Here is a 19,474-nt window from a genome sequence, read left to right as displayed (position 1 = left end):
ATCCCGCGCGGCGCGCATCCGCACAGTCCGCATCCCGCACTGTCCGCACCCCTGAAGGAGCAAGGCCGTGACAACCACGTCCCCCGCACCGGTGACCGCCGACGTTCTGGTGGCCCGGCTGTTCCAGGTGATCGACACCCGCTCGTGGGACCGGCTCGGCGAGGTCTTCTCGCCGGACGCCGTTTACGAGCGACCGGGCTACCCCGCGCTGGAGGGCCTCGAGCGCATCCGCCGCTTCTACGAGCACGAGCGGATCATCACCTCGGGCGCGCACGAGGTGAGCCAGGTGACCGGCGGGCTGGCCGCGGCCGCCTGCTGGGGCCGCTTCCGGGGCGCCGACAAGAGCGGCACGGCCCTGGACGAGGCCTTCGCCGACACCTACCTCGTCCGCGACGGCAGGATCGAGCACCGCAAGACGTTCTTCTACCGTCCCGCGATCTGACGCGGGGCCGGGTGGGTCCGGCTCCGTGTCGGGTCCGGACCGCCGGGGGGCGGCCCGGACCACCGCGTTCGACGCGGCCCCGGTCCCGGACCGGGACCGGGACCGGGGCCGCGTCGGCCGTACGGGTGAACGCGCGGCGCCCGGCTGCTCGCCGGGGCCGCCCGGCGGGACTACTTCTTGCCGCCGCCGAGGATCTGGCCCAGCAGGTCGCCGAGGCTGCCGCCGGCCGCCGGGGCGCCCGCGCCGGCCGCGCCGCCCGCGCCCGCGGCTCCTGCCGCGCCCGGTACCGCTCCGGGGGAGGGGATGGCCGATTCGGCGCCGCCGGCCTGCGGGGCCGCGCCGCCGCCCGCGCCCCGGCCCGCCGCGCGCTTGGCGAAGACGGCCAGCAGCACCGGGATCAGCAGCTCGATGACGCGGGCGATGGTGGGCGCGGGGATGCCCGTCTTCTTGGAGACGGCGTTGGCCACGGGCTTGCTGACCTTGGCGAGGACCCCGGCCATCATCCCGCCGCCGAGCATGCCGCCGAGGCCGCCGCCGAGGGTGGCCACGCCTTCCAGCGGGGCCTCGGTCACCTCGGCGAAGGCCTGGCGGACCTCGTTGCCGTCGTCGTCATCGGCGTCGGCCTTCTGCTGGAGGTCGCCGGTCATCGCACCGACGGTGGCCGTGACGGTGTCGCGGGCGCCGTTGGCGTCGGTGCCGAGGAGTCCGGCGATCTCGGTCAGCCGGTCGTCGCCGAGTTCGCTCAGCACGTCGTCCTGGAATGAAGGTTCGCTCATGCCTGAAACGCTACTTCTGTGGCGATTTACCGGCACCTTGGGTCGCGCCGGGATCACCCTTGGGTAATGGAGAGGTAAAGGTGTGCATCCGCGTGCAACCACCGGCGGGGGTCGCGGGTCGTATGGTGCGTCGGCACTTCCGGGGAGGGATCTGGGGGGATCGGGAAGTCCGACGAGGGAGGGGTAACCGTGAGGGGGTCCGGCCGGAAGGTCGGACCTCCTTTTGGTTTCCGGGGCCCGTCCGGGAGTTGTCCACAGGGGCCGCGGGCTGTCGGCGCCGGACGGTAGCTTTCGTGCCATGACTACCAACGCGGCGGTGTCGTCGGCAGTGGTCGAGGGGGTGCTCGAGCGCATCACCTACGCCAATGAGGAGAGCGGCTACACGATCGCCCGGGTCGACACCGGCCGGGGCGCGGGCGATCTGCTCACCGTCGTGGGCTCCCTGCTGGGGGCCCAGCCGGGTGAATCGCTGCGCATGGAGGGCCGTTGGGGCTCCCACCCGCAGTACGGCAGGCAGTTCACCGTCGAGAACTACACGACCCTGCTGCCCGCGACCATCCAGGGCATCCGGCGCTACCTGGGCTCCGGCCTGATCAAGGGCATCGGCCCGAAGATCGCCGACCGGATCGTGGAGCACTTCGGCACCGACACCCTGGACGTCATCGAGGAGCAGCCGAAGCGGCTGATCGAAGTGCCCGGGCTCGGCCCCAAGCGGACCAGGATGATCGGCGCCGCCTGGGAGGAGCAGAAGGCCATCAAGGAGGTCATGGTCTTCCTCCAGGGGGTCGGCGTCTCCACCTCCATCGCGGTCCGCATCTACAAGAAGTACGCCGACGCCTCCATCTCCGTGGTGAAGAACCAGCCGTACCGGCTCGCCGCCGACGTCTGGGGCATCGGCTTCCTCACCGCCGACCGGATCGCGCAGGCCGTCGGCATCCCGCACGACAGCCCCGAGCGGGTCAAGGCGGGCCTCCAGTACGCCCTGTCCCAGTCCACCGACCAGGGGCACTGCTTCCTGCCCGAGGACCGGCTCATCTCCGACGGGGTCAAGCTGCTCCAGGTGGACACCGGGCTGGTCATCGACTGCCTGGCCGAGCTCGCCGCCGATCCCGAAGGGGTCGTACGGGAATCCGTACCGGATCCGGCGGGCGGACCGGACCTCACCGCGGTGTACCTGGTGCCGTTCCACCGCGCCGAGCTGTCCCTGGTCGGCCAGGTGCGCCGGCTCCTGAACACGGAGGAGGACCGGATGCCGGCCTTCCAGGACGTGGACTGGGACAAGGCCCTGGGCTGGCTCGCCGGCCGGACCGGCGCGAAACTGGCCCCCGGGCAGCGGGACGCGGTCCGTCTCGCCCTCACCCGCCGGGTCGCGGTCCTCACGGGCGGGCCGGGCTGCGGCAAGTCCTTCACCGTCCGCTCGATCGTGGAGCTGGCCCGCGCCAAGAAGGCCAAGGTGGTGCTCGCCGCCCCCACCGGCCGCGCGGCGAAGCGGCTGGCCGAGCTCACGGGGGCCGAGGCCTCCACCGTCCACCGGCTGCTGGAACTCAAACCCGGCGGGGACGCGGCGTACGACCGGGAGCGGCCGCTCGACGCGGACCTCGTCGTCGTCGACGAGGCCTCGATGCTCGACCTGCTGCTGGCGAACAAGCTGGTCAAGGCCGTGGCACCAGGCGCCCACCTGCTGCTCGTCGGGGACGTGGACCAGCTGCCCTCGGTCGGCGCGGGGGAGGTGCTGCGCGATCTCCTCGCCGAGGGCGGGCCGGTCCCCGCCGTCCGGCTGACCACCATCTTCCGCCAGGCCCAGCAGTCCGGCGTGGTCACCAACGCCCACCGGATCAACACCGGCCTGCCGCCGATCACCGACGGGCTGCCCGACTTCTTCCTCTTCCCCGAAGAGGACACCGAAGAGGCCGGAAAGCTCGCCGTCGACGTCGCCGCACGACGTATTCCGGCCAGATTCGGGCTCGACCCGCGGCGCGACATCCAGGTCCTCGCCCCCATGCACCGGGGCCCGGCCGGCGCGGGGAACCTCAACGGCCTGCTCCAGCAGGCCATCACCCCCGCCCGGCCGAACCTGCCCGAGAAACGGTTCGGCGGCCGCGTCTTCCGGGTGGGCGACAAGGTCACCCAGATCCGCAACAACTACGACAAGGGCGCCAACGGCGTCTTCAACGGCACCGTCGGCGTGGTCACCGGCCTCGACCTGGACGAACAGCGCCTGACGGTGCGCACGGACGAAGACGAGGAAGTGGCCTACGAGTTCGGCGAGCTCGATGAGCTCGCCCACGCGTACGCCGTCACCATCCACCGCTCCCAGGGGAGCGAATACCCGGCCGTCGTGATCCCCGTCACCACCGGGGCTTGGATGATGCTCCAGCGAAATCTGCTCTACACGGCGGTGACCAGGGCGAAGAAACTGGTCGTCCTCGTCGGGTCCCGCAAAGCCCTTGCCCAGGCGGTGCGTACGGTTTCCGCAGGCAGGAGGTACACAGCCGTCGCCGCTCGGCTCTCGGGACGCATACCGGTGGGAAACATCACCTAGATGATCGATCATTTGGGGTATCCGGCACCGGTGCCGAGGGGGCAGGATGAGCAGCTTGAAGGCACTCAGTGCCGTCAAAAACACCAAACCCCGACCCCGAGTGCACTCACCTGTGCCAAATGGGGGAAGGTAGAGGCAGTCAGGGCACCTCGAAGAAGAGGCACTACGTCGGTGAGGGATGACGTGAGCGACAACTCTGTAGTACTGCGGTACGCGGACGGTGAATACACCTACCCGGTGGTCGAGAGCACCGTTGGCGACCAGGGCTTCGACATCGCGAAGCTCCGGGCTCAGACCGGGCTGGTCACCCTGGACAGCGGCTACGGAAACACCGCCGCCTATAAGTCCGCCATTACCTACCTCGACGGTGAGCGGGGCATCCTGCGCTACCGCGGGTACCCGATCGAGCAGCTGGCGGAGCGCTCGACCTTCATCGAGGTCGCCTACCTGCTGATCAACGGGGAGCTGCCGACCGTCGACCAGCTCGCGTCGTTCCGCAACGAGATCACCCAGCACACGCTGCTGCACGAGGACGTCAAGCGGTTCTACGACGGCTTCCCGCGTGACGCGCACCCGATGGCGATGCTCTCCTCCGTGGTCAGCGCGCTGTCGACGTTCTACCAGGACAGCCACAACCCGTTCGACGAGAAGCAGCGCCACCTCTCGACGATCCGGCTGCTGGCCAAGCTCCCGACGATCGCGGCGTACGCGTACAAGAAGTCGGTCGGCCACCCGGTGGTCTACCCGCGCAACGACCTCGGCTACACCGAGAACTTCCTGCGCATGGTCTTCTCCGTGCCGGCCCAGGAGTACGACCTGGACCCGGTCGTGGTCGCGGCGCTCGACAAGCTGCTGATCCTGCACGCGGACCACGAGCAGAACTGCTCGACCTCCACCGTGCGCCTGGTCGGCTCCTCGCAGGCGAACATGTTCGCCTCGATCTCCGCCGGCATCTCGGCCCTGTGGGGCCCGCTGCACGGTGGCGCCAACCAGTCCGTCCTCGAGATGCTCGAGGGCATCAAGAACGACGGCGGCGATGTCGACGCCTTCATCCGCAAGGTGAAGAACAAGGAAGACGGCGTCCGCCTCATGGGCTTCGGACACCGCGTCTACAAGAGCTTCGACCCCCGGGCGAAGATCATCAAGGCTGCGGCGCACGACGTCCTCTCGGCGCTCGGCAAGGACGACGAGCTGCTCGACATCGCGCTCAAGCTGGAAGAGCACGCGCTGGCCGACGACTACTTCGTCGAGCGCAACCTCTACCCGAACGTGGACTTCTACACCGGTCTGATCTACCGGGCCATGGGCTTCCCGACCGAGATGTTCACCGTGCTCTTCGCGATCGGCCGGCTGCCCGGCTGGATCGCCCAGTGGCACGAGATGATCAAGGAGCCCGGCTCCCGCATCGGCCGTCCGCGCCAGATCTACACCGGCGAGGTCCTGCGCGACTTCGTCCCGGTCGAGAACCGCTGACCCGAGTCTCCCCGCCGCGGCGCCCCCCCCGGCGCCGCGGGACCGCGCATCCGCGGCCTCACAAGGAAAAGCGCCCCGCCATCGATCCCCCCACGGGTCGAAGGTCGGGGCGCTTTCCTTGCCCCGGAACGGATTCCCCCCACGGGACCCGGACCGGGTGTCTGTGTGGAGCGCGCGGGGCGCGCTCCGTCGGGTGTCTGCCGGGACCCGTACGGGTCGGGAGGGCCGCTCAGAGCTTCCCCAGGGCACGCGTCCCGGCCGGCCGATGCCGCAGGCGTCCCCCAAGACCCCCGAGAACGCCCCCCAGACGTTCCTGGCATCGCCCCATTAGACCCACGGGCCTGCCCGATGGTTACGTTGCGATCGCTGTGATCTGCGTCTCGTGTGAAGGAATCGTGTGGGACCCGCGAAGGGCGCCCACTAGCGGAAGGACCGCAGCCGCAGGCTGTTGGTCACCACGAAGACCGAGGAGAAGGCCATCGCGGCCCCCGCGATCATCGGGTTGAGCAGTCCGGCGGCCGCCAGCGGCAGCGCCGCGACGTTGTAGCCGAAGGCCCAGAACAGGTTGCCCTTGATGGTGGCCAGGGTCCGGCGGGAGAGCCGGATCGCGTCCGCCGCGACCCGCAGGTCGCCCCGTACGAGGGTCAGGTCCGCGGCCTCGATCGCCGCGTCGGTCCCGGTGCCCATCGCCAGGCCCAGGTCGGCCTGGGCCAGCGCGGCCGCGTCGTTGACCCCGTCGCCGACCATGGCGACCGTACGGCCCTCGGCCTGCAAGCGGCGTACGACGTCCACCTTGTCCTGCGGGAGGACCTCGGCGATGACCTCGTCGATGCCCACCGCGCGGGCCACCGTCTCGGCGACGGCCTTGTTGTCCCCGGTCAGCAGGACCGGGGTCAGACCCAGGGCCCGCAGCCGGGACACCGCCTCGGCGCTGGTCTCCTTGACCGCGTCGGCCACGGTCAGCACCCCGCGCGCCTCCCCGTCCCAGGCGACCAGCACGGCGGTGGAGCCGGCGGCCTCGGCGGCTTCCTTGGCGTCCGCGAGGGCGGCCGGCAGGGCGATCGACCAGTCGGCCAGCAGCTTCTCGCGGCCCACCAGCACGGCATGGCCGTCGACCACGCCCTGGACGCCGAGGCCGGCGACGTTCTCGAACCCCTCGGGTACGGGCAGTTCCCCGGCCCGCCCCGCGGCTCCCGTGGCGATGGCGCGGGCGATCGGGTGCTCGGAGGCGTGCTCCAGGGCGCCGGCCAGCCGCAGCAGTTCGGTCTCGTCCACACCCTCGGCGGCGTGCACGCCCGACAGGGTCATCCGGCCCGTGGTCACGGTCCCGGTCTTGTCCAGGACGACGGTGTCCACGCGGCGGGTGGACTCCAGCACCTCGGGTCCCTTGATCAGGATGCCGAGCTGCGCGCCCCGCCCGGTGCCGACCATCAGCGCGGTCGGGGTGGCCAGGCCCAGGGCGCACGGGCAGGCGATGATCAGGACGGCCACGGCGGCGGTGAAGGCGGCCGTCGGGTCGTCCGTGAGCAGCATCCAGGTCACCCAGGTGCCCAGGGCCAGGAGGAGGACGATCGGCACGAAGACGCCGGAGATCCGGTCGGCGAGGCGCTGCACCTCGGCCTTGCCGTTCTGCGCGTCCTCGACGAGCCGGGCCATCCGGGCGAGCTGGGTGTCGGAGCCGACGCGGGTGGCCTCGACGACCAGGCGGCCCGACGTGTTCACGGTGGCGCCGGTGACGGTGTCGCCCACGGCGACCTCGACGGGGACGGACTCGCCGGTCAGCATGGAGGCGTCCACGGCGGAGCTGCCCTCGACGACGGTGCCGTCGGTGGCGATCTTCTCGCCGGGCCGGACGACGAACCGGTCGCCGACGGCGAGCGAGCCCACGGGGACGCGCACCTCGGCGCCGCCGCGCAGTACGGCCACGTCCTTGGCGCCGAGGCGCATCAGGGCCTTGAGGGCCGCGCCGGCCTTCCGCTTCGAGCGGGCCTCGAGGTAGCGGCCGAGCAGGATGAAGGCGACGACCCCGGCCGCCACCTCCAGGTAGATCGCCGAGGAGCCGTCGGCGCGCGAGCCGGTGAGGTCGAATCCGTGCCGCATGCCGGGCATCCCGGCGTGGCCGAAGAACAGGGCCCACAGCGACCAGGTGAAGGCGGCCAGCGTGCCGACGGAGACCAGGGTGTCCATGGTGGCGGCGCCGTGCCGGGCGTTGGTCCAGGCGGCCTTGTGGAAGGGCAGGGCGCCCCAGACGACCACGGGGGAGGCGAGGGTGAGCGAGAGCCACTGCCAGTTGTCGAACTGCAGGGCCGGGACCATCGCGAGCAGGACGACGGGCAGGGCGAGCGCGGCGGAGACCAGGAGCCGCTCGCGCAGCGCGGCCAGCTCGGGGTCCCGTGCCTCCCGCGACTCGGCGGCCTGCGGCTCGGGCCCGGTCTCGGGCTCCGGGGGCGGGGGCTCCTCGGCGGTGTAGCCGGTCTTGACGACGGTCGCGATGAGGTCGGAGACCTGCACTCCGCCGCCGTAGGACACCTTGGCCTTCTCGGTGGCGTAGTTCACCGAGGCGGTGACCCCGTCCATCCGGTTCAGCTTCTTCTCGATGCGGGCCGCGCAGGAGGCGCAGGTCATCCCGCCGATGGTCAGCTCGACCTCGGCGGGGCCGGCGGCCGCTGCCGCCGCTGCTCCCGCTATGGGTCCGTCGTGCACGGTGCTGCTGCTCATGATCCGGGCTCCAGGGGGTGGGCCGGGCCGTACGGAACCAGTATGAGCTGGCCGGTACGGCCCGGCGGGGCTGTGCCGAAGAGATGCGTGCCGAAGGGGCGTGGCAAGGGGACGTGCCCGAGGGGCGTGCCCGAGGGGCGTGCCGAGGGGGAAGGTGCTCAGGCCTGGTCGGCGAGCTCGTACCCGGCCTCGTCCACGGCGGCGCGCACATCGGCCTCGGCCAGCGGGGCGGCCGAGACCACGGTGACCTCGCCGGTGGCCGCGACGGCCTTGACCGAGCTGACGCCCGCCAGGGCGGAGAGCTCGGTGGTCACCGCGCCCTCGCAGTGCCCGCAGGTCATGCCCGTCACCCGGTAGACGGCGGTGGTCTGGGTGTCCGTGTCGGCGCTCATGTCGTTCTCCTCTTCAAGGGCGTTTCCGGGCGCCGGAAGGCGGCGGATCGTTCCACCGTCCTCCCGACTCTCGAAGACTATACCCCTAGGGGGTATCGAAGCGAGCACCCCGGGGATCTTTTGCCGAGACCCTCGCGCGCGGGGCTGTGGAGTGGACAATCCGGGTGAACCGTATGTAAATGGCACGCATGGCGCACTCGGGGATCACTCTCATCCTGATCATGTCGATCGCGGTGCTGGCCCCCGTGCTGGCGTACGGCATCGCGCGCTGGCTCCCCGTACCGCTGGTGATCTTCGAGATCCTGCTGGGCGTCCTGGTCGGGCCCGATGTCCTCGGCTGGGCGCAGACCGGCGAGGTGATCGACGTCCTGAGCGAGCTCGGCCTTGCCATGCTGATCTTCCTGGCCGGCTACGAGATCCAGTTCGACCAGGTCAAGGGCGACACCCTGAAACGCTCGGTGTGGGCCTGGGTGATCGCCCTCGGGCTGGGGCTCGGCGTCGGGATCCTGCTCGCGAACGGCGGGGGATTCGACCAGGGGGTCTACATCGGCACGGCGCTCACCAGCACGGCCCTGGGGACGATCCTGCCGGTCCTGCGGGACGCGGGGGACCTTAAGAGCCGGTTCGGCTCCGTGATGATGGCGGTGGGCGCGGTCGGCGAGTTCGGGCCGATCATCGCGATGGCGCTGCTGCTCAGCGGGCGGGCGCCGGGCCGCTCGGCGGCGCTGCTGATCGCCTTCGCGGTGCTGACGGCGGCGGCCGTGTTCTGGGCGCTGCGGCCCAGGGCGCCCTGGTTCTCCCGCGTCATCGCCAAGACCCTGCACAGCAGCGGACAGTTCGCGGTGCGGCTGGTGGTGCTGGTGCTCGTGGCGTTCCTGGCGCTGGCCGAGGTGCTCGGCCTCGACGTGCTGCTCGGGGCCTTCGCCGCCGGACTGATCATCCGGCTGGTGCTGAACGGGGCCGCCCCGGAGAGCAGCGGGGCCGTGCTGTCGAAGGTGGAGGCCATGGGCTTCGGGTTCCTGGTGCCGCTGTTCTTCGTGGTCACCGGGATCGAGTTCGACCTGGACGCCCTGCTCAGCGGCGGCCGGGTGCTCCTGCTGCTGCCGGTCTTCCTGTTGCTGTTCCTCCTCGTGCGAGGACTTCCCCTGTGGCTGCTGGCCCCCCGGGACCTGGGGCGCGGGGACCGGTCGGCGCTGGTCCTGTTCGGCTCCACGGCGCTGCCGCTGGTGGTCGCGATCACCACCCTGGGGGTGCAGGACGGGAAGCTGGGCTCGGGTGAGGCGGCGGCGCTGGTCGGGGCCGGGATGGTCTCCGTGCTGGTGTTCCCGCTGGTGGGGCTGAGGCTGCGGGCGGGTTCCCGTTCCGGCTCCGGCTCCGACTTCGACTCCGGCTCCGGCTCCGGCTCCGGCTCCGGCTCCGGCTCCGGCTCCGGCTCCGGCTCTGGTTCGGGCTCGGCCGGGGCCGGGGGGCGGGTCAGCGAGGAGGAGGCGTGGTGATCACCGGGTCCAGGTAGCGGAGCAGGACGGTCTTCAGCTCCGCGACGTACGCGGCCCGCTCGTCGCCCTCGCTGGCCAGGATCAGCTCGAGCGCAGTCTTGACGATGCCGAGCACCATGTGGGCGACGTGGGTGAGGTCGGCGGGGTGACCGGCCGGGGTGGCCGGACCGGCGGGGGCCCCGGCCGCGGCGGGTGTGACGCAGGCCCGCAGCACCTCCTCGACGCGGGTCAGCATCCCGGTGTGCAGCTCGTCGTGCTCCTGGGCGATCCCGGGGACGCCGGAGCCGTGCATGAGCGCCCAGAAGGCCGGGTTCTCGCAGTTGAAGGCGATGACCGGGTCCAGGACCGCGTCGAGCAGCTCGGGCAGCGGCCGGTCCAGGTTCTCGGGGAGGAAGGCCTGGCCGTGCGCCTCGTGGGCGCGCTGGAGCAGCTGGCCGCCCAGCTCGACGGCGATCGCCTCCTTGTTCGGGAAGAACTGGTAGAGCGTGCCCGGGGACACGCCGGCCTCGCGCGCGATCGCGTTGGTGCTGGCGGCGGCGTAGCCGGTACGGCAGAACACCCCGGCGGCGGCCGCCAGGAGCTGGGCGATCCGGCGCTCTCCGCGGGCCTGGCGGCGGCGCGGCGCGGGTTCGGCGGCAGCCCCTTCCGGAACCGATTCACCCGCTTTGTCCGCGCTCGTGGTCCGAGAGCTCTCCCGCATGTCCAATCCCTTGCTTCCCGTGGGTGATTGACAAACACGAGAGGTCGCTCGCATTCTTGGGTAACGCGAGCGACTGCTCGTGTTTGCCAGTCTAAGTGGCCTGGCAACCACGGTGAAGGGGACACCGAGACATGTCCGAAGTCAAAAAACCGCCGTCGCCCGTGGAGGGCGGCCGGTGGACCCGGTTCGTCACCGCACGGCCGAGGCTCTCGCTGCTCCTCGCCCTGGTGGTCACGGCACTGGCCGTCTTCGCGGGCGGCGGAGTCGCCGACCGCCTGGGCAGCGGAGGCTGGGAGGACCCCGGAGCGCGGTCCACCTACGCCACCGAGGCCCTGGAGCGCGAGTTCCCGGGGTCCCAGTCCAATCTGCTGCTCCTCGTCGACGCGGGGGCCGAGGTGGGGCCGGCCGGGGTGGACGACCCCGCCGTCGTCGCCGAGGCACAGCGGCTCGCCACGGAACTCGCCGCCGAGCAGGGAGTGATCGGCGTCGGCTCGTACTGGCAGACGCGGCTGCCCGCCCTGCGCTCCACGGATGGCAGGCAGGCGCTCGTCGTCGCCCGGGTGCCCGGTGACGACAAGGCCGTCAACGCCGTGCTCGACCGGATCGCCCCGCACTACCGGGGCGAGCACGGCCCCGTGAAGGTCTCCCTCGGCGGACCGGCCGCCGTCCAGCGCGAGGTGACGACCACCATCCAGGAGGACCTGCTGCGCGCCGAGCTGATCGCCCTGCCGGTGACGCTCGTCCTGCTCGTCCTCGTCTTCGGCAGTGCCATCGCAGCCCTGCTGCCCCTCGGCGTCGGCATCGTGGCCATCATCGGCACCAATGCCGTGCTGCGCGGCCTCACCGAGCTCACCGACGTCTCGGTCTTCGCGCAGAACCTCACCACCGCGCTCGGGCTCGGACTCGCCGTCGACTACGCCCTGTTCATCGTCCGCAGGTTCCGCGAGGAGCTGGCCGCCGGGCGCGACCCGGTGGCCGCCGTCGGGGTCACCCTGCGCACCGCCGGGCGCACGGTGCTGTTCTCGGCGCTGACCGTCGCCGTCTCCCTGTCGGCCATGCTCTTCTTCCCGATGTACTTCCTGCGCTCCTTCGCCTACGCCGGGGTCGCGGTGGTCCTGCTCGCCGCGGCGGCCGCGCTCATCCTGCTCCCCGCCGCGCTGGTGCTGCTCGGGGACCGGGTCAACTCCCTGGACCTGCGGCGGCTGTGGCAGCGCGGCCGGCCGGCCCGGGGACCCGCTTCCCCGGCCGAGGGCGGGCGGGGATGGGCCCGGCTGACGGCCCTGGTGATGCGCAGGGCCCCGCTGTTCGCGGTGGCCACCACGGCCGGACTGCTGCTCCTAGGGCTGCCGTTCCTCGGGGTGAAGTTCGGCACCGTGGACGACCGGCAGCTGCCGAAGACCGCCGAATCGCATGTGGTGCAGCAGCAGATCCGCGAGGGCTTCGCGGGCGCCCCCGGAGGCGCTCTGACCGTACTGGCCGAGGGTGCGTCCGGTCCCGCGCTCGACGGCTACATGCGGGAGGTCGGAGCCCTGCCCGGAGTGGTCCGGGTGGACGGGCCCGTGAGCTCGCCCTCCGGCGGCGCGTACGCCTACTTCTCGGTGCTCACCGAGGGCGAGGCCGTGGGGCAGGAGGCCCAGGACCTGGTCGGCCAAGTGAGGAAGGTGGAGGCGCCCTTCGAGACCGCCGTGACCGGACAGGCGGCCGTGCTCGTCGATGCCCGCAAGGCCATCGCCGATGAACTGCCCCTGGCCCTGGCCCTCGTGGTGGCGGCGACGCTGCTCCTGGTCTTCCTGCTCACCGGCAGCCTGCTGATACCGCTCCAGGCGGTCCTGCTCAACGCGCTGAGCCTGACGGCGATGTTCGGGGCCGTGGTGTGGGTCTTCCAGGAGGGGCACCTCTCCGGACCGCTCGCCTTCACCTCCACGGGAGACATCGAGACCACACTTCCCGTGCTGATGTTCTGCATCGCCTTCGGACTCTCCATGGACTACGGGGTGTTCCTCATATCCCGGATCAAGGAGGAGTACGACCGGACCGGAGACCACGAGGGCTCGGTGCGCGCCGGACTGGCCCGCACGGGCGGACTGATCACCGCGGCGGCCGTGATCCTGGCGGTGGTGATGGTCGCCATCGGCAGCTCGCGGGTGACCAACACCAAGATGCTGGGCCTGGGGATCGCGCTGGCCGTGCTCATGGACGCGATGGTCGTCCGGAGCCTGCTGGTCCCGGCGGTCATGAAGCTGACCGGGAAGGCCACCTGGTGGGCGCCGGCCCCGCTGCGCAGGGCGCACGAGCGGTTCGGGCTGAGCGAGGGGGAGCCCGCCGTGCGCGCACCGGAGGCCGAGGAGCCGGAGCGGATACCCGCGGCCAGCCACTAGCCGCCGGCTGCGGGCTGCGGGCCGCACGGAGCCTGTGCGGACGGGGCCCGGGAGGGTCCCGTCCGTGGCCCGCGAACGCCGGGGTCAGTCCTCGCGGCGTCCCCGGTTGCCGGGCCGACGGGCCACCCAGGTCCGGATGGTGTCGGCGTACCAGTAGGGCTTGCCGCCCTCCACATGGTCGGGCGGCGGCAGCAGCCCGTGCTTGCGGTAGGAGCGCACGGTGTCCGGCTGTACCCGGATGTGGGCGGCGATCTCCTTGTACGACCACAGCTGTCGGTCGCTCATCCTCGACACCTCCTTGTCCACGCCGCGGGGGCCGGCCGGGAGGCCGTCGGGGGAGCCGGCGCGTGGACACTGACGATCACTCAGGTTGTGCCCGGAGAACGACGCACGGTGAGGGCAGGGGAGGGCCTGTCGACCGGCTGTGACGGAAAACCCGCGTAATGGGGACATGCGTGACAGAAGGGGGATCCCTGTGACACGCACGGCACACAAGGCACATGCGGCACACGCGGCGCGTGCGGCTCAGCGGTAGAGGGCCGGGCGCTCCACCTGCTCCACGAGGGTCCGTACGCCGCTGCGCGCCGCGGCCAGGCCCGCCTCGGAGACGGCCGCCGCCGCGTAACCGTCCCACGCGTCGGGGCCGTCCACCCGGCCCCGCGCGGCCGCGGTCACCCAGTGCCTGAGCTGGCGGTCGTAGGCGTCGGAGAACCGCACCGTGAAGTCCTGGTCGATCTCCCCGCCCCACCGGCCCGCCGCCTGGACGATCATCGCGTGGCCGTCGCCGATCCGGGCACTGCCGGACTCACCGACCGCCTCGCACTGCACCTGGTAGCCGAAACCGCAGTTGACGAAGATCTCCACGTCCACGACGGCGCCGCCCGAGGTCTCCATGAGGACGAGGCGCGGATCGCGCAGCCCCTCGGGGGCGGCGGAGGTGGGCGTCGGGGAGAGCACGGTCACGGCGGTGATCTCCTGCCCGAGCAGCCAGCGGGCCGCGTCCACCTCGTGCACGACCGAGTCGCTGATCAGCATGTCGCTCGTGAAGAAGGACGGTGAGGCGGCGTTGCGGTGCCGGCAGTGCAGGAAGAGCGGCCGCCCGATGCCGCCCGCGTCGAGCAGCTCCTTGAGCCGCGCGTACTCGGCGTCGTAGCGCCGCATGAAGCCGACCTGGACGAGCCGGCGGCCCAGCCGCGCCTCGGCCTCCATGATCCGCAGGGCGCCCGCCGGATCCGGGGTCAGCGGCTTCTCGCAGAGCACCGGCAACTGCCGTTCCAGCGCGTGCAGGATCGCTTCCTCGTGGGCGGGCCCGGGCGAGGCGATCAGTACGGCGTCCACCCCAGGCGCGGCTATCGCGGCCGCCGGATCGGTGTGCGCGCCCGCCCCCTCCAGCCCGGCCGCGACCTCCTTGACCCGGTCCCCGTCGGGGTCGGCCACGGCCACCACCCGGGCCCCGCCCACCGTCCGTCCGAAGCGGCGGACGTGGTCGGACCCCATCTTCCCGGTGCCGATGACGGCGATGCCGAGCGTGCTGGTCATGTCGTGTTCCTCCGTGGGGGATCTGGTCGGCGCGGGTTCGGTCAGCGGGGTTCGGTCAGCGGGCGCCGCAGGAGCGCAGATGGGCGCGGGTGCGGCGGGCGATCGGCAGCGGGCGGTCGGGCGGGCACGGGTACATGTCCTGCTCCACGATCGCGAACAGGTCCACGCCGAGCCGCTGGGCGGCCGCCAGCACCGGCTCCAGCGCGGGCACCCCGGCGGGCGGCTCGCACATCACCCCGCGGGCCACGGCCGGCCCGAAGGGCACCTCGTCCGCGATGACTTCGGCGAGGATCCGGGGATCCACCTGCTTGAGGTGGAGGTAGCCGATCCGCTCCCCGAAGGCCTCGATGGCCTGGACGCTGTCGCCGCCGCAGTACGCGTAGTGCCCGGTGTCCAGGCACAGGGAGACCAGCTCCGGATCCGTCGCGTCGAGGAAGCGGGCCACGTTCCCGGGGGTGTCGATGTGCGTGTCGGCGTGCGGGTGGACGACGATCTTCAGCCCGTAGCGGTCCTGGACAAGCCGCCCCAGCCGCTCCGTCTGCGTGGTGAGTTCACGCCAGCCGGCGGGGGTGAGCGTGCGGTCCTCCAGCACCTCGCCGGTCTTGTCGTCCCGCCAGAAGGACGGGATCACGACGAGGTGCGCCGCGCCCATGGCGCGGGTGAGCTCCGCGATCCGCGACACGTGCTCCCAGGTGTCCTCCCACACGGCGGGCCCGTGATGGAGTCCGGTGAAGACGGTTCCGGCCGAAACCCGCAGGCCGCGCTTGGCCACCTCGTCGGCGAGCCGGGCGGGATCGGTCGGGAGGTAGCCGTACGGCCCGAGTTCGATCCACTCGTACCCGGCGTCGGAGACCTCGTCGAGGAACCGCTCCCACGGGGTCTGCGCGGGATCGTCGGGGAACCAGACACCCCAGGAATCCGGAGCCGAACCGATGCGGATACGGGTCAACGCGGGCGGTGAGGACGTCATGCGGCCACCTTAAAGTGCGAGGCTCGGAGGAACGGGGAGCGTGCGGTCGGCAGGAAGGGTGTGGTGATGGCTGGGGACGCGGCGGCTTTCGACCTGATCACGATGGGACGGATCGGGGTGGATCTCTACCCGCTGAAGACGGGCGTACCGCTGGGGGAGGCGGACACCTTCGGGAAGTTCCTGGGAGGTTCGCCCACCAACGTGGCGGTCGCGGCCGCCCGGCTGGGGCGGCGGACGGCGGTGATCACCCGGACCGGTGCGGATCCCTTCGGGGCGTACCTCCGCGCGGAGCTGCGCGGGTTCGGGGTGGACGACCGTTGGGTGGGGGAGGTGCCGGCCTACCCGACGCCGGTGACCTTCTGCGAGATCTTCCCGCCGGACGATTTCCCGCTGTACTTCTACCGCTACCCGAAGGCCCCCGATCTGGAGATCGGCGCGGCGGAGCTGGACCTGGAGGCGGTCCGGGCGGCGCGCGTGTTCTGGATGACCGGTACGGGGCTCAGCGCGGAGCCGAGCCGCACGGCCACGCTGGCCGCGCTGGAGGCGCGCGCGAAGGCCGGCACCACGGTGTTCGACCTGGACTGGCGGCCGATGCTGTGGCCCGCCGGGGCCGGGTCCGGGTCCGGGTCCGGGTCCGGTGACGGGGCCGGGAGCGGGGACGCGCAGCCGGGGGAGTGGTACCGGCGGGCGCTCGGGCTCGCAACGGTGGCCGTGGGCAACGCCGAGGAGTGCGCGATCGCCACCGGCGAAAGCGAGCCGTACGCGGCCGCGCGGGCCCTGCTCGCGGCCGGGGTGGAGCTGGCGGTGGTGAAACGGGGCCCGCGGGGCGTGCTCGCCGTCCACCGCGACGGGACGGTGGTGGAGGCCGCGCCGGTGCCGGTGACGGTCGTCAACGGGCTCGGGGCCGGAGACGCCTTCGGCGGCGCCCTGTGCCACGGACTGCTCGCGGGATGGGAGTTGGAGCGGACGGTCCGCTTCGCGAACGCGGCCGGGGCGATCGTGGCCTCGCGGCTGGCCTGTTCGACGGCGATGCCGTTCGAGGGAGAAGTGGAGGAGGTGCTGTCGTCATGCCGGTGACCGCTTCGCACGCGATGGAGTGGACGAGGCTGCTCGTGCTCGACCTCGCGCCGGGGGAGGCGTACGCGCACGCGTGCGGGGACGCGGAATGGATCGTGCTCCCCCTGGCCGGCGCCTGCGAGGTCCGCTGCGCGGAGCCTTCCCCATACTGACGGTCCCCACCCCCGCCCCGGCCGATCTGCCGGCCTGGGCAGCCGAACACCGCCACACCCTGCACGGCCTCGTCACCGAACACGGCGCCGTACTCGTCCGCGGGCTCGGCCTGTGCGACGCCGGGCAGGTGGGCTCCGTCTTCGGCCGATTGACCCCCGCCCTGATGACCGACACCGAGGCCTTCGCCCCCCGTCAGACCTACGCCCCGGGCGTGTACTCCTCCACGGCGTGGCCCGCCAACCAGCCCATGTGCATGCACCACGAGCTCAGCTACGCCCACAGTCCTCCCGGTCTACTGCTGCTGGCCTGCCTGACGGCGCCCACCACGGGCGGGGCCACCGCCCTCGCGGATTCCGCCGCCGTCCTGGACGCACTGCCGCCGGAGCTCGTCCAGCGGTTCGAAGAGGAAGGCTGGCTGCTCACGCGCACCTACAACGACGACATCGGCGCATCCTGGACCGAGGCGTTCGCCGCCGACGACCGGGCGGGCGTCGAGGAGTACTGCCGCGCCAACGCCATCGAGTTCGCCTGGCAGGACGACGGCAGCTTGCGCACCCGCCAGCGCCGCCCCGCCGTGGTGCGCCATCCGGCCACCGGCCGGCGCTGCTGGTTCAACCAGGTCGCCTTCCTCAACGAGTGGACGCTGGCGCCCGAGGTACGGGAGTACCTCGTCGACGTCTACGGCCCCGAAGCCCTGCCGTTCAACACCCGCTTCGGAAACGGCGACCCGATCGGCGAGGACGTGGTCCAGCTGATCAACACGGTCTACGCCGAGCACACCATCCGCGAGCCGTGGCGGTCGGGCGACCTGATGCTCATCGACAACATCCGCACCGCCCACAGCAGGGAGCCGTTCGAGCCGCCGCGCGAGGTCCTCGTCGCCATGGCCGCCCCGCAACCCCCGGTCCCGGCCCCCGAGGGGAGCACCCGATGACCACGTCCCGCCCCACCGCCGCGCAGGCTCCGATCGCCGTGCCCCCGTTCGCCGTGATCCCCGGGGCCCAGGTCCAGCACACCCTCCAGGGCCAGGAACACCAGATCGTGGAGCTGATCGAGGCCACCTACCATCTCCACTCCGTCGGGGAGTCGGTGAACCCGCCGTCGTACTTCCTGCGCTTCCCCGACCGCCCGACCGCCCGCATCATCGCGCTGCCCGCATCGATCGGCGGGGAGGCGCGGGTGGACGGCCTCAAGTGGATCTCCAGCTTTCCCGACAACGTGCAGGCCGGCATCCCCAGGGCCTCGGCGGTGCTGATCCTCAACGACCACGACACCGGCTACCCGTTCGCCTGCCTGGAGAGCTCCATCATCAGCGCCACCCGAACAGCCGCGATGGCCGCATCAGCGGCCCACAGGCTCAGCCAAAGCCGCGGGACACGACCGGCCCGCGTCGGATTCTTCGGAACGGGCCTCATCGCCCGCTACATCCATGCCTTCCTGACCGCGACCGGCTGGTCCTTCGACGAGATCGGCGTGCACGACACCTCTGCCGACAGCGCAGCCGGCTTCCACAGCTACCTGCAAGACACCCACGAGACAACCCGGATCACCGTGCACGACAGCCCCGAGGAGCTGATCCGCTCCAGCGACCTGCTCGTCTTCGCCACCGTCGCCGGCCGGCCGCATGTCACCGACCCGGCATGGTTCGACCACAACCCCCTGGTCCTGCACGTGTCACTGCGCGACCTCGCCCCCGAAATCCTGCTCGCCTCGACCAACATCGTCGACGACATCGAGCACTGCCTCAAGGCCGACACCTCACCCCACCTGGCCGAACAGCTCACCGGGAACCGCGACTTCCTCACCGGCACGCTGCACGACGTCATGACCGGCCGCACGGCGGTGCCGCACGACCGGCCGGTGGTGTTCTCGCCTTTCGGCCTGGGAGTACTCGACCTCGCCGTCGGCAAACACGTCTACGACGAAGCCGCCCGCACGGGGCAACTGCACGTCATCGACGACTTCTTCCACGAACTGAGCCGATACGGGTGAACGGCCCGACACCGGACAGAGGCCGGGTCAATTCAGGCCAACTCGCTTGGAGGAGCACGTAGTCGGGAGGGCTCCTTTCGTCGTGGGCTGCGGGGGGCCGGCCGGCCCGCGGCGGCCCCGGCGGTCGGCCCGCGGTGATGCGCGTGAGGGGATTGACTGCTGGTCAGGTGGACCGCCGGCCGGTTCGGCGGTCACCGGTCGGGGGCGGCGTACCGAGAATCCCCCGGAGGGTCCGGCGCCGTCCGCGCCCGTCGCCGGCAGCCGCTCGCGGACTGGCCTGATCCCGGGCGGTGGCATCCGAGTGGCGGAATGCCTTCAGTAACGTCCCTGCTCCGGGGCATACTTTGATCAAGGCATATGCGTTCGGTGGTGTCCGTGCGGGGCACACCAACCCGGGCGGGATCTTGCCATGTTCGCAACCAGCATGCCGCGGCCGGCTGTGCCGCGCAGACCCGTGACGGCGCCGAGCGCGACGGGGGTCCGCGTCGTGTAGGAGCGGACCGATCCGGCCTCCGGGGCGGCGGGAGCGGTCACACCACTCCCGGGCGCATGCCCGGAAGGCTTCCCGAGCCCCTTTCCCAGAAGACCCGACCGGCTCCGTCCGGCGGTGCCTTCGTGATGTTCGGCGTGTTCCGGGTGGGCTGCGCAGGCGAGTTGCGGCGCCCCCGAAGCGGAGCGGGAACCGCCCTGCCCCCCGCGCGTCCTCCCTTGGTGGTCCCCGAGCGCCGCGGCGCGGCCGGATTCCCCGTGTGCGGTGCCGCGGTCGCGCGCGGCCCGCCCAGGGTTCGCCAACCACGGTCGCTTCCTACGTCAGTGAGCGGAGTTG

At 71.8% G+C, this 19,474-nt stretch carries 16 protein-coding genes; 9 read left to right on the top strand and 7 right to left on the bottom strand.

From position 1 onward, the window contains the following. Positions 1-67 precede the first annotated feature (67 nt). Positions 68-442, top strand: a complete 375-nt coding sequence (locus tag DRB96_RS05140) for a nuclear transport factor 2 family protein (RefSeq protein ID WP_204357643.1) — start codon at positions 68-70, stop codon at positions 440-442. A 170-nt stretch (positions 443-612) separates the two neighbouring features. Here the strand turns inward: DRB96_RS05140 and DRB96_RS05135 are convergent, their stop codons facing one another. Continuing rightward, positions 613-1,218 (bottom strand): DUF937 domain-containing protein, encoded by a 606-nt coding sequence (locus tag DRB96_RS05135; protein ID WP_112447116.1) that lies wholly within the window; start codon positions 1,216-1,218, stop codon positions 613-615. Between the two features lie 298 nt (positions 1,219-1,516). Here DRB96_RS05135 and DRB96_RS05130 point away from each other — a divergent pair, with 298 nt between their 5' ends. Both DRB96_RS05130 and DRB96_RS05125 read left to right on the top strand, forming a co-directional pair. Next, complete coding sequence (locus DRB96_RS05130) at positions 1,517-3,760, top strand: ATP-dependent RecD-like DNA helicase (RefSeq protein ID WP_112447115.1); 2,244 nt, start codon at positions 1,517-1,519, stop codon at positions 3,758-3,760. A 183-nt stretch (positions 3,761-3,943) separates the two neighbouring features. Continuing rightward, complete coding sequence (locus DRB96_RS05125) at positions 3,944-5,233, top strand: citrate synthase (RefSeq protein ID WP_112447113.1); 1,290 nt, start codon at positions 3,944-3,946, stop codon at positions 5,231-5,233. 420 nt (positions 5,234-5,653) lie between these two features. Here DRB96_RS05125 and DRB96_RS05120 read toward each other — a convergent pair whose 3' ends face one another. Then, positions 5,654-7,951 carry a heavy metal translocating P-type ATPase gene (locus tag DRB96_RS05120; RefSeq protein WP_112447112.1) on the bottom strand — a complete coding sequence of 766 codons (2,298 nt, stop codon included), beginning with the start codon at positions 7,949-7,951 and terminating at the stop codon, positions 5,654-5,656. Positions 7,952-8,109: 158 nt separating this feature from the next. Next, a complete protein-coding gene (locus tag DRB96_RS05115; protein WP_112447110.1) occupies positions 8,110-8,343 on the bottom strand; it encodes a heavy-metal-associated domain-containing protein in 234 nt (77 codons plus the stop codon). A 188-nt stretch (positions 8,344-8,531) separates the two neighbouring features. Here DRB96_RS05115 and DRB96_RS05110 point away from each other — a divergent pair, with 188 nt between their 5' ends. Continuing rightward, entirely contained in the window at positions 8,532-9,839 is a 1,308-nt protein-coding gene (locus DRB96_RS05110; protein ID WP_112453217.1) for a cation:proton antiporter, read from the top strand. Here the strand turns inward: DRB96_RS05110 and DRB96_RS05105 are convergent. Beyond that, on the bottom strand, positions 9,817-10,539 hold the full coding sequence (locus DRB96_RS05105; RefSeq protein WP_112447108.1) for a TetR/AcrR family transcriptional regulator: 723 nt from the start codon (positions 10,537-10,539) through the stop codon (positions 9,817-9,819). The genes DRB96_RS05110 and DRB96_RS05105 overlap by 23 nt on opposite strands. Positions 10,540-10,670: 131 nt before the next feature. Between DRB96_RS05105 and DRB96_RS05100 the strand changes: the two genes are divergently transcribed. After that, positions 10,671-12,917, top strand: coding sequence for an MMPL family transporter (locus tag DRB96_RS05100; RefSeq protein ID WP_112447106.1), 2,247 nt, complete (start codon positions 10,671-10,673; stop codon positions 12,915-12,917). Between the two features lie 84 nt (positions 12,918-13,001). Here DRB96_RS05100 and DRB96_RS05095 read toward each other — a convergent pair whose 3' ends face one another. The 3 genes from DRB96_RS05095 to DRB96_RS05085 all read right to left on the bottom strand — a co-directional run bounded on the left by DRB96_RS05095 (position 13,002) and on the right by DRB96_RS05085 (position 15,426). Then, positions 13,002-13,202 (bottom strand): MerR family transcriptional regulator, encoded by a 201-nt coding sequence (locus DRB96_RS05095; protein WP_112447104.1) that lies wholly within the window; start codon positions 13,200-13,202, stop codon positions 13,002-13,004. Positions 13,203-13,442: 240 nt separating this feature from the next. Further along, positions 13,443-14,456 carry a Gfo/Idh/MocA family oxidoreductase gene (locus DRB96_RS05090; protein WP_112447102.1) on the bottom strand — a complete coding sequence of 338 codons (1,014 nt, stop codon included), beginning with the start codon at positions 14,454-14,456 and terminating at the stop codon, positions 13,443-13,445. Between the two features lie 55 nt (positions 14,457-14,511). Continuing rightward, on the bottom strand, positions 14,512-15,426 hold the full coding sequence (locus DRB96_RS05085; protein WP_112447101.1) for a sugar phosphate isomerase/epimerase: 915 nt from the start codon (positions 15,424-15,426) through the stop codon (positions 14,512-14,514). A gap of 66 nt (positions 15,427-15,492) precedes the next feature. Here DRB96_RS05085 and iolC point away from each other — a divergent pair, with 66 nt between their 5' ends. From iolC to sbnB, 4 genes are read left to right on the top strand one after another with little or no spacing between them, the layout of a single operon-like run. Then, complete coding sequence (gene iolC / locus DRB96_RS05080) at positions 15,493-16,503, top strand: 5-dehydro-2-deoxygluconokinase (protein WP_112447099.1); 1,011 nt, start codon at positions 15,493-15,495, stop codon at positions 16,501-16,503. After that, entirely contained in the window at positions 16,494-16,655 is a 162-nt protein-coding gene (locus tag DRB96_RS05075; protein ID WP_239517703.1) for a hypothetical protein, read from the top strand. The genes iolC and DRB96_RS05075 overlap by 10 nt, the downstream gene beginning before the upstream one ends. After that, positions 16,592-17,590 carry a TauD/TfdA family dioxygenase gene (locus DRB96_RS05070; RefSeq protein ID WP_112447098.1) on the top strand — a complete coding sequence of 333 codons (999 nt, stop codon included), beginning with the start codon at positions 16,592-16,594 and terminating at the stop codon, positions 17,588-17,590. The genes DRB96_RS05075 and DRB96_RS05070 overlap by 64 nt, the downstream gene beginning before the upstream one ends. Continuing rightward, positions 17,587-18,648 (top strand): 2,3-diaminopropionate biosynthesis protein SbnB, encoded by a 1,062-nt coding sequence (sbnB, locus tag DRB96_RS05065; protein WP_112447097.1) that lies wholly within the window; start codon positions 17,587-17,589, stop codon positions 18,646-18,648. The genes DRB96_RS05070 and sbnB overlap by 4 nt, the downstream gene beginning before the upstream one ends. Positions 18,649-19,474 lie beyond the last annotated feature (826 nt).

This window comes from Streptomyces sp. ICC1, from assembly GCF_003287935.1.
GTDB lineage: Bacteria > Actinomycetota > Actinomycetes > Streptomycetales > Streptomycetaceae > Streptomyces > Streptomyces tritrimontium.
This window is presented reverse-complemented; position numbering and strand designations above follow the sequence as displayed.